Below are 10,488 nucleotides of genomic sequence, written 5' to 3' on the forward strand. Positions count from 1 at the left end.
CAGGCATCAAAGTTACCAACTAAATAGTAAAAAACCTTGAATGGCGAATAGCCACTCAAGGTTTTATTGATCTCTTAAATAACAGTAAATTAGTCTAGAGCAACTACTTCACCACAGATCATCATCAACTGGTCACGTAGCCAGATGTGACCTTTATCTTTCTCACTTGATTCATGCCAGCTCAGGAAGCCGCTGATCTTGCCGTTTTCAAATGGGAAGTCCAGAACTTGTAGCTGATCTTTGTTCGCTGCATTTTCTACCATCCAACGTGGTGCAATCGTCACAAGTTCAGATTGACCAACAACGTAAAGTACGTTGCTCAGGCTGGTACCTTCGTAGTATGCCTGCACATCCAAATCACGATACGCCTGCTCGGAGAAACTACGCTGACCATGTACGCGAGAAAGTTTCGCATGACGCTCACCTTTCAGAAGGTCCGCCGTTACTGCTTCTTGGATGCGTGGGTGAGACTTAGACGCCACTACCACTAGCTCATCTTGGAAGATTTCAGTGCTTGAGAAACCTTGCTCATCAAAGCGAGCGTAATCAATCACGAAGTCGATTTCCTGGTAGCGCATTCTTTCAGCCAGCTGGCGATCAAATTCCGCATCAAGGTGAAGCTGTACATTTGGCGCTTGATCATGAATTGTCGACATGATCTTAGGAGCGAAGCGCATATCGCATGGGCTGCAGATCGCCAGTTTGAACAAACGCGTTGATGTTTCAGGCGAGAAAATTGAGCTTGGTAGCTCGTTACGGATAAGTTGCAATGCTTGGCGTACAGGGCCAAATAGCTGACGAGCGCGTTGAGTCGGTTGGATACCACGACCCTGGCGCATAAACAGCTCGTCGTTAAACATTACTTTCAAACGAGCAACTGCGTTACTTACCGCTGGCTGAGACATGCCAAGGTTATGAGCAGCACGGGTAATATTTTGCTCTTGCATTACTGCATCAAACACAGTCAGAAGGTTTAGATCTACTCCACGTAGAGTGCTTTCCATTCGGTAGCTAGCAATCGCACTCATAGACTCTTTTTTATCAATCATCAGGCAAGCCTCTTGTATTCGTCAATGTATAAATGGTTCTTAAAATGAATATTGGTTGGGAATAGATAACCCGTATTTTGTTATATTTATCCGTCAGATGACTCCTGGCGGATTTCTACTATCAACGAATCAATCAATCATTAGCAACAAGATTGATAATTAATCAGTATTTTTTACTTAAGTCATAAAATTAAGCTTAATAATCATAACCTTAAGCAACATATAAAAAAGTATAAATCACTCATACTGTAAAGATTTAGCCAATGAATTAAGTTTAAGAATGAATGCTAAGAGCTTGACGGGAACTATTGGTAGGAAAAATAAGTCCAAGGGTAGATACAAAAACAGCATCAATAGATTGATGCTGTCAAGATTCTAATGATTGAGTGGTGGGCTAGATGTTAGTCACGTAGCTAGGAAAATCGACTTTCTCCCACAAGCGATGTGTCAGCTCCATTTTGTTTTCCCAGTCACCTTTCACCAGCCAGTCTGCGATCGCCTCTGCAACATCAGGGTAACTGACACTTTCGGCCTGCTCTTCATCCAGCCACTGGCGAACAATCGAGGCATCCAACATATCCATACAACTTGCCAAGCCAAGATCTTCCAATGTGGCGACATTGCTCATCTGCTCGAACTGACCAGACAGAGGTTTAAGTAATAGCTTTTTACCTAGCGTCAAGGCTTCTGAGGGTAACTCAAAACCACCGTTCGCAATCACGCCATTGCAGCGATTGAGGTGATACTGGAAGCCATGAAAGCTCAGTGGCAAATAGTGCACGTTGTCGACAATCTGCTCTTCGATGATATCAGGGTGATAACACACAAATCGTTGCTTGGAAAAACGCAGTAACAGCTCTGCGATCTCATGGATACTCTCAAATGGCAAATAAACGAGGACAAAATCTTCACCAGCAACCTGCTCTTTTTGTGTGTGAACAATAGGCGGTAAAATAGGTTGATCAAAGTGATACCAGTGTAAGCCGATGTGGTGCTGAGCAGGGGCAAAATAGTGAATGATTTTCTTATCTAACCAACTCGCCCCTTTGAGTGGTACGGAATAACGAAACGCATTCTGATGACTGATACTAATGGATGCCTTCCCCTGCTTTCTGGCCGCCCACGCAGAAACTGGCTCAAAATCGTTGAGCACTAAATCAAACCGACTTAAATCCAATTGCTTGACCTCTTTATAAAAAGCTAAAAGATTGTTGTTCAAGCAGGTTTTTTTATAATTAACCTGACCATTTTCGGTCACAAAAGTGAGGCCACGGCGAGTGTGATAATTACCGAACGCTTCCATTGAAAAATACTTGTCTTCTGCTCGGCCTGAGAAAAGGAATTCAACGTCAATACCGCGCTGGTTCAAAGCATGACTCATTGCTCTAGCTCTGGCGATGTGTCCGTTACCCGTCCCTTGCACGCCATACAATATTTTCATTAGCCTAACCTCCTATCACAATCGCCAATGCCATCTGAGCGCAACCGATTCCAAGCAAAGCACCCAGAATGACATCTGTCAGAAAATGTACTCCAAGTAAGATTCTTGAAGTCGCTATCAACGCAGCCCAAACGAATGCAAACAATTCAAGTTCGACATAGAAATAACTGATTAACGTCGCCATCAAAAACGCGGCTGCCGTATGCCCTGAAGGCAAGCTGTAACGGTCTGAAGGCGTAATGAATGACGTCACCAGCTCTGACAGCTCTTCTGGGCGACGACGTTTAAAGAGGTTTTTAGCTGTCCAGTAGATAGGTAGCTCTACGACAAATGCAAGTAAACCGGCCAGTAAAAAGAGCGTACCGACTTCTCCACCAAACCACCAAGCAGCAAGGCCGATCACGGCATACAAATGCCCATCCCCCGTGTGAGAGATGGCTTTGCTCCATCGAGAGAGCGGGTATGAGAATTTATGTTGTAGACAAAACAGTGAGAATGCCAAATCAAACTTGGCGATTGGTTCGATTGAACGCATTACCGACTCCTTGCAACGACGGTTCTGCGTTCAAATTAAGAGAAGTAAGTGACAAATCAGTGAAGCTTTCAGGTTGATTCAGTTACATCGTCAACATCAACGCCAGCTTGGCGCACGCAATGCCCAAACCCGCCCCTATCACGATATCAGTAAAGAAGTGCACACCTAGAAAAATCCTTGAGGCGCTCACTGCCGCTGCCCAGCCGTATGCTGCAATCGCATATTGTGGGTAAAAGCTCGCAATTAATGTCGCCATCAAAAATCCAGCCGCAGTATGACCGGATGGCAAGCTATACTGATCCGCCGGTTGAATAAACGAAGTGAGTGGTTCGGAACGGTCATAGGGACGACGGCGCCGGAAGCCATTCTTCAAAACCCAGTAAATGGGTAATTCGATGATAAATGCCAGAATGCCGACTTTAAGAAAAGCGACACCTGTGGTCGTATCCAGTGCCCACGCAATCAGACCAATCAGCAAATACAGATGCCCATCTCCAGTATGAGAAATCAGGCGACTCAGCTTAGCCAGCGGCAGGTTAAAGCGATGACCTAAGCAAAATGAGGACAATGCCAAGTCAAATTTGATGATGGGCTCAACGGCACGCACGGTACTTTTCTCCTGTAATCACATGCGAAGTCACATCATAGGTATAGTGAGATGAACCAGAGATTAATCATCTCGTTCATCTTGCCATTCACTGCTCGAATAGCAGGACAATATCTTCTGCATCCCTAATATGGTTTAACGCCACAAATCCATTCATTTGACTATTGATGAATAAAAAAACAACTTTAGGGTTGACGTACTCGGTGGAGTGCGGTACTAATTTGTTAACTTAATTTTGTGGTTTATTTAACGCCCTAATAGGAACCGTTAACAATGATGAAGCGTTTTTCTATCCTGCTGAGCCTCCTCCTTATCGTGACACGATCGCGCGGGTAGGCTGTGGAAGAAAAATAACCACAACGAGATATCAGAAACCCGCACGCAGATGCGGGTTTTTTTATACCTAAATACCGGAAGAAAACGATTAACTGTGTGGTAAACACACGAGTCAGGAAGGAAGCAAACATGAACGATCAAGTCATTATTTTCGACACCACGTTACGTGATGGCGAACAAGCGTTGTCAGCAAGCTTGACAGTTAAAGAGAAACTGCAGATTGCCTATGCGCTAGAAAGGCTAGGCGTTGATGTAATTGAAGCGGGCTTCCCAGTTTCATCTCCTGGTGACTTTGAATCAGTGCAGACCATCGCCAAACACGTGAAAGATAGTCGAGTCTGTGCACTTGCACGTGCTGTTGCGAAAGACATTGACGCAGCAGGCGAAGCGTTAAAAGTTGCTGATCAATTCCGCATTCATACCTTCATTTCCACTTCCACCGTTCACGTTCAAGACAAGCTACGCCGCAGTTACGATGATGTGGTCGAGATGGCGGTCAAAGCGGTCAAACACGCCCGTCGCTACACTGACGATGTTGAATTTTCCTGTGAAGACGCTGGCCGTACGCCAATTGACAATTTGTGCCGCATGGTTGAAGCCGCTATCGACGCTGGTGCCAACACGATCAACATTCCTGATACCGTAGGTTACACAGTGCCAAACGAGTTTGGCGGAATTATCCAAACTCTGTTTGATCGCGTTCCGAATATCGATAAAGCCATTATTTCGGTCCACTGTCACGATGACTTAGGCATGTCGGTCGCAAACTCTATCGCAGCCGTTCAAGCAGGTGCTCGTCAAATCGAAGGCACCATCAACGGCATCGGCGAACGCGCCGGTAACTGTTCTCTAGAAGAAATTGCCATGATCATCAAGACACGTCAGGAATTCTTGGGTGTCCACACTGGCCTTAAACACGACGAAATTCACCGCACCAGTAAATTAGTCAGCCAGCTATGTAATATGCCAATCCAAAGCAATAAGGCCATTGTTGGTGCCAACGCATTCAGTCACTCTTCAGGTATCCACCAAGATGGCATGCTAAAGAACAAGAACACCTACGAAATCATGACGCCTGAGTCTATCGGCCTTAAGAACCAAGCACTAAACCTAACAAGTCGTAGTGGTCGCGCAGCAGTGAAAAGTCACATGGATACCATGGGCTACAAAGAAGATGAGTACAATCTAGATGCATTGTATGAAGACTTCTTAAAGCTAGCTGACCGTAAAGGCCAAGTTTTCGATTACGATTTGGAAGCCTTGATGCATTTCTCAAATCTTCGCGAAGAAGATGATTTCTACAAATTGAACTACCTAAGCGTTCAGTCAGGTAGCGTCATGGCAACTACAAGCATCAAGCTGCAATGTGGTGACGAAGAGACGTCTGAAGCTGCGGTAGGTAACGGCCCTGTTGACGCGCTTTACCAATGTATCTATCGCGTCACCGGATATGATATCGTTCTAGACAAGTTTGATTTAACCGCGAAAGGCGAAGGTGAAGACGGGCTTGGTCAGGCTGACATTATCGCCAACTACAAAGGTCGTAAATACCATGGTACTGGTGTGTCGACTGACATCGTAGAAGCTTCTGGTCAAGCATTACTGCACGTAATCAACAGCATTCACCGTGCAGATAAGATTGCTGAAATCAAACAGAAAAAAATCGCAACAGTATAAGTAGACTCTAGGGATGCGAGTCATCTCTGGAACAAAAGATATAAAAATTAAAGGATTACCATGACAGACAAATCTTACAATATTGCCGTTCTACCAGGAGACGGCATTGGCCCAGAAGTAATGCAGCAAGCACACAAAGTGCTAGACGCAATCGAAAAGAAACACGGTATTACCTTCTCTCGCAACCAGCACGATGTGGGTGGTATAGCCATCGACAATCATAGTTGCCCACTACCAGACAGCACAGTAAAAGCCTGTGAAGAAGCAGATGCAGTACTATTCGGCTCAGTCGGTGGCCCTAAGTGGGAACATTTACCGCCAAATGATCAGCCTGAACGCGGTGCCCTTTTACCTCTGCGTAAGCACTTTCAGTTGTTCTGTAACTTGCGCCCAGCACAAATTCACAAAGGCCTAGAAGCTTTCTCACCTTTACGTGCAGATATTTCTGGCAATGGCTTCGATATCGTCGTGGTACGTGAACTGACAGGTGGTATCTACTTCGGTCAACCAAAAGGTCGTGAAGGCGAAGGAGCGAATGAAAAAGCGTTTGATACCGAGGTTTATCACCGTTTTGAAATTGAGCGCATCGCGAAAATTGCGTTTGAATCAGCTCGTCTGCGTGATAAGAAAGTTTGCTCAATCGACAAAGCGAACGTTCTACAGAGCTCTATCCTGTGGCGTGAAGTGGTCGAAGAAGTGGCGAAAGGCTATCCAGATGTCGAGCTGTCACACATGTACATCGATAACGCAACCATGCAGCTAATCAAAGACCCATCTCAGTTTGACGTCATGCTGTGTTCAAACATCTTCGGCGACATCATCTCTGACGAGTGCGCAATGATCACCGGCTCTATGGGCATGCTGCCTTCGGCAAGCTTGAACGAAAGCCAGTTTGGCCTGTATGAGCCAGCAGGCGGCAGTGCACCAGACATCGCGGGTAAAAACATCGCAAACCCTGTTGCGCAGATTCTTTCTGCTGCGCTAATGCTGCGTTACAGCCTAGGTGAAGAGGCCGCGGCACAAGATATTGAAGCGGCAGTATCTAAAGCACTGTCTGCTGGAGAGCTAACCGCCGACCTAGCGGGTGATAACCCAGCTCTTTCAACTTCAGAAATGGGCGATAAAATCGCTGAGTACATTCTAAATTCATAATAATTATTCGCTCCTGATAAGCCGTTGTCAGGAGCTATACACGGGATAGTAATAATGGGCAAAACACTGTATGAAAAAGTCTACGATGCACACGTTGCCGTAGCCGCCGAGGGTGAGAACCCAATTTTGTATATCGATCGCCACTTGGTACACGAAGTGACTTCACCTCAGGCCTTTGATGGCCTGCGTGAAAAAGGTCGTCAGGTGCGTCAGGTCAGCAAGACCTTTGCCACCATGGACCACAACGTTTCCACTACCACTAAAGACATCAATGCGTCTGGTGAGATGGCACGTATTCAGATGGAAACGCTGTCAAAGAACTGTGAAGAGTTTGGGGTAACGCTTTACGACATTAACCACAAATACCAAGGTATCGTGCATGTAATGGGCCCAGAGCTGGGCATTACCTTACCTGGCATGACGATTGTTTGTGGTGACTCTCACACGGCCACTCACGGTGCATTTGGCTCGCTCGCTTTTGGTATCGGTACTTCTGAAGTTGAGCACGTTTTAGCAACTCAAACGCTGAAACAGGCGCGTGCTAAAACAATGAAGATTGAGGTGAAAGGTAAGGTTAATCCTGGCATCACAGCGAAAGATATCGTTTTAGCCATCATTGGTGAGACAACAGCAGCAGGTGGTACGGGCTATGTGGTTGAATTTTGTGGTGAAGCCATTACTGATCTGACGATGGAAGGTCGTATGACAGTGTGTAACATGGCTATCGAGCTTGGTGCTAAGGCAGGTCTAATTGCACCAGATGAAACTACGTTCAAATACATCAGGGGCCGTAAGTTCGCACCACAAGGCGATGATTTGGAAGCGGCCATTGAATACTGGTCTTCACTCAAAACGGACGATGATGCGGAGTTTGATGCAGTCGTCACTCTAAATGCAGCAGAAATCAAACCTCAGGTGACTTGGGGCACGAACCCTGGTCAGGTAATCGCCGTTGATCAACCTATCCCTGCGCCAGAAAGCTTCTCTGATCCTGTAGAGAAAGCATCGGCAGAAAAAGCATTGGCGTATATGGGGCTAGAAGCTGGCAAAGCACTATCAGATTACAAAGTCGATAAGGTATTTGTTGGATCTTGTACTAACTCTCGTATCGAAGACATGCGCGCCGCTGCAGAAGTAGCAAAAGGCCGTAAAGTTGCAGATAACGTGCAAGCTCTTATCGTACCGGGCTCTGAGCAAGTAAAAGCGCAAGCAGAAGCAGAAGGCTTGGACGTCATCTTTAAAGAAGCGGGCTTTGAGTGGCGCCTTCCTGGCTGTTCAATGTGTCTGGCAATGAACAACGATCGATTAGGTCCACATGAGCGTTGTGCCTCAACCTCAAACCGCAACTTTGAAGGCCGCCAAGGTCGTGATGGTCGTACCCATTTGGTAAGTCCTGCGATGGCAGCAGCGGCAGCGATTGCTGGTCACTTTGTAGATATTCGTGAGTTGGATTAAGGAGAGAACAGATGTCAGGTTTTAAACAACACACAGGCTTAGTCGTTCCTCTGGATGCCGCGAACGTCGATACCGATGCCATTATCCCTAAACAGTTCCTTCAAAAGGTTTCTCGCTTAGGTTTTGGTAAACACCTATTCCATGACTGGCGCTTCCTCGATGATGCAGGTGAGCAGCCAAACCCAGAGTTTGTAATGAACGCACCTCGCTATCAAGGTGCCTCAATCCTACTCGCTCGCGAAAACTTTGGCTGTGGTTCCTCACGTGAGCACGCTCCGTGGGCACTGGCAGACTATGGCATCAAGGCGATGATCGCACCGAGCTTTGCCGATATTTTCTATGGCAACTCAATCAACAACCAAATGGTGCCAGTTCGTCTCACCGAGCAAGAAGTCGATGAGATCTTCCAATTTGTAGAGGCAAATGAAGGAGCACAGGTTGAAGTTGACCTAGAAGCCAACCGAGTTCGCGCAAACGGTAAAGAGTACTCCTTTGAGATCGATGAATTCCGTCGCCATTGTTTACTAAATGGCTTGGACAACATCGGTTTGACACTCCAGCACGAAGATAAAATTGCCGATTACGAAAGTAAGATTCCTTCATTTCTCAAGTAATCAAAACAGATATAAAAAGGTTGGCTCATGCCAACCTTTTTTTTATTTTTGAAAGTTATCAATTGTAGGCTCGGTCTAAAATCATAATGCTGTTATGAATAGGACTGACCATGAGATTCTTTCTTGCTTTTGTCGCCACTTTGATATCGTTCCACGCTTTCTCTGCCCCCAAATCTGAACTTTGGCCTTATTGGAATACGAGTAATGAATCCAATACCACCAAAGTCGACCATCAGCCTTGGCAACAAATACTCGATAAATACCTAGTCACGGAAGGCGAATACACGCTTTTTAAATACTCATCAGTCAGTACCCAAGATAAACAACAACTCAATCACTACATAACGCAACTGAGTCATATCAATCCACTTCAGTTAAGCAAAACTGAGCAGTACCCTTACTGGATAAATTTGTATAACGCCATTACAGTCGATTTGATTCTAGACGCTTACCCAATCAAATCGATCACAAAACTAGGTGGGTTATTCAGCTTTGGCCCATGGGGAGATGAAGTGGTTACCATCAATGGAAAAGAGCTCACGCTGAATGATATTGAACATCGAATTTTACGCCCGATATGGAATGATCCAAGAACTCATTATGCGGTCAACTGTGCTAGCTTAGGCTGCCCAAACCTACAATCTCAGGCGTTTACTGCAGAAAATACAGAAGCCTTACTTGAGCAAGCAGCGACAACCTTCATTAACAGTGAGAAAGGCGTGCTCATCAAAAATGGTAAAAAACAACTATCTTCCATTTATGATTGGTTTGCTGATGACTTTGGTAATAAACAACAGTTGATCCAGCATCTGGCAAAATACCGCCCAGAGTTATCGGATTTAAGTGGTAAGTTTAATTATGAATACGATTGGGACTTAAACGAAAAGAAATAGTGATAGCCCAGCACGAACGGCGTTATTTCTCAGTACCAGAATAAGTGAGAACTGGATGAAGTAGCGTTCAACAAGTAAGTCCTTTTGGGAACTCGATAGAAAATCATATATACCATAAACGACAAAACCCAGTCTAAGGACTGGGTTTCTCAATAAGTGACTGACGGCGAGGGCTCCTAGCTCAGACTTGTACTCAAATGAGACGCGTTGGTTACAGACCAAAACAGCCAAATACGAAAAAGCCCTAACATTGCTGTTAGGGCTTTATCTGAATAAGTGGCGGAGCGGACGGGACTCGAACCCGCGACCCCCGGCGTGACAGGCCGGTATTCTAACCAACTGAACTACCGCTCCGCACTGGTTAGACTCTGGAGTCTAAATAAGAACCTGGCAATGTCCTACTCTCACATGGGGAAACCCCACACTACCATCGGCGCTACTTCGTTTCACTTCTGAGTTCGGCATGGAATCAGGTGGGTCCAAAGTGCTATGGTTGCCAAGCAAAATTCTTTGCTGGTGCTGATACCCAGACTCGAACTGGGGACCTCATCCTTACCAAGGATGCGCTCTACCACCTGAGCTATATCAGCATAAATTTGCTCAAGATATTTATCTCAAACAAGGTATTTAAAGCCTGGCGATGTCCTACTCTCACATGGGGAAGCCCCACACTACCATCGGCGCTATTGCGTTTCACTTCTGAGTTCGGCATGGAATCAGGTGGGTCCA

9 protein-coding genes, 2 tRNA genes and 2 rRNA genes are annotated in these 10,488 nt (G+C 45.8%); 5 read left to right on the forward strand and 8 right to left on the reverse strand.

From position 1 onward, the window contains the following. Nucleotides 1–89: 89 nt before the first annotated feature. The 4 genes from leuO to F0265_RS20150 form a co-directional block, all read right to left on the reverse strand. Nucleotides 90–1,049 carry a transcriptional regulator LeuO gene (gene leuO, locus F0265_RS20135; protein ID WP_006957822.1) on the reverse strand — a complete coding sequence of 320 codons (960 nt, stop codon included), beginning with the start codon at nucleotides 1,047–1,049 and terminating at the stop codon, nucleotides 90–92. 394 nt (nucleotides 1,050–1,443) lie between these two features. Then, on the reverse strand, nucleotides 1,444–2,490 hold the full coding sequence (locus F0265_RS20140) for an MJ1255/VC2487 family glycosyltransferase (protein ID WP_171750144.1): 1,047 nt from the start codon (nucleotides 2,488–2,490) through the stop codon (nucleotides 1,444–1,446). A gap of 4 nt (nucleotides 2,491–2,494) precedes the next feature. Next, entirely contained in the window at nucleotides 2,495–3,025 is a 531-nt protein-coding gene (locus tag F0265_RS20145; protein ID WP_171750145.1) for a phosphatase PAP2 family protein, read from the reverse strand. 82 nt (nucleotides 3,026–3,107) lie between these two features. Next, on the reverse strand, nucleotides 3,108–3,632 hold the full coding sequence (locus F0265_RS20150) for a phosphatase PAP2 family protein (RefSeq protein WP_171750146.1): 525 nt from the start codon (nucleotides 3,630–3,632) through the stop codon (nucleotides 3,108–3,110). A 465-nt stretch (nucleotides 3,633–4,097) separates the two neighbouring features. Here F0265_RS20150 and leuA point away from each other — a divergent pair, with 465 nt between their 5' ends. The 5 genes from leuA (at nucleotide 4,098) to F0265_RS20175 (ending at nucleotide 9,759) form a co-directional block, all read left to right on the forward strand. Then, entirely contained in the window at nucleotides 4,098–5,645 is a 1,548-nt protein-coding gene (gene leuA, locus F0265_RS20155) for a 2-isopropylmalate synthase (RefSeq protein WP_171750147.1), read from the forward strand. Between the two features lie 60 nt (nucleotides 5,646–5,705). Continuing rightward, nucleotides 5,706–6,797 (forward strand): 3-isopropylmalate dehydrogenase, encoded by a 1,092-nt coding sequence (leuB, locus tag F0265_RS20160; RefSeq protein ID WP_171750148.1) that lies wholly within the window; start codon nucleotides 5,706–5,708, stop codon nucleotides 6,795–6,797. A gap of 54 nt (nucleotides 6,798–6,851) precedes the next feature. Continuing rightward, on the forward strand, nucleotides 6,852–8,252 hold the full coding sequence (gene leuC, locus F0265_RS20165) for a 3-isopropylmalate dehydratase large subunit (protein WP_171750149.1): 1,401 nt from the start codon (nucleotides 6,852–6,854) through the stop codon (nucleotides 8,250–8,252). An 11-nt stretch (nucleotides 8,253–8,263) separates the two neighbouring features. Beyond that, nucleotides 8,264–8,866 carry a 3-isopropylmalate dehydratase small subunit gene (leuD, locus tag F0265_RS20170; RefSeq protein ID WP_038513581.1) on the forward strand — a complete coding sequence of 201 codons (603 nt, stop codon included), beginning with the start codon at nucleotides 8,264–8,266 and terminating at the stop codon, nucleotides 8,864–8,866. Between the two features lie 110 nt (nucleotides 8,867–8,976). Then, complete coding sequence (locus F0265_RS20175) at nucleotides 8,977–9,759, forward strand: DUF547 domain-containing protein (RefSeq protein WP_171750150.1); 783 nt, start codon at nucleotides 8,977–8,979, stop codon at nucleotides 9,757–9,759. 277 nt (nucleotides 9,760–10,036) lie between these two features. Here F0265_RS20175 and F0265_RS20180 read toward each other — a convergent pair. The 4 genes from F0265_RS20180 to rrf (F0265_RS20195) all read right to left on the reverse strand — a co-directional run. Then, nucleotides 10,037–10,113: transfer RNA gene (locus tag F0265_RS20180), tRNA-Asp, on the reverse strand. Nucleotides 10,114–10,144: 31 nt separating this feature from the next. After that, a 5S ribosomal RNA gene (rrf, locus tag F0265_RS20185) occupies nucleotides 10,145–10,260 on the reverse strand. Between the two features lie 13 nt (nucleotides 10,261–10,273). Then, nucleotides 10,274–10,349 (reverse strand) — tRNA-Thr (locus tag F0265_RS20190). Nucleotides 10,350–10,391: 42 nt separating this feature from the next. Then, nucleotides 10,392–10,488, reverse strand: a 5S ribosomal RNA gene (rrf, locus tag F0265_RS20195); the annotation flags it as partial.

It is taken from the genome of Vibrio sp. RE88 (genome assembly GCF_013113835.1).
Taxonomy (GTDB): domain Bacteria; phylum Pseudomonadota; class Gammaproteobacteria; order Enterobacterales; family Vibrionaceae; genus Vibrio.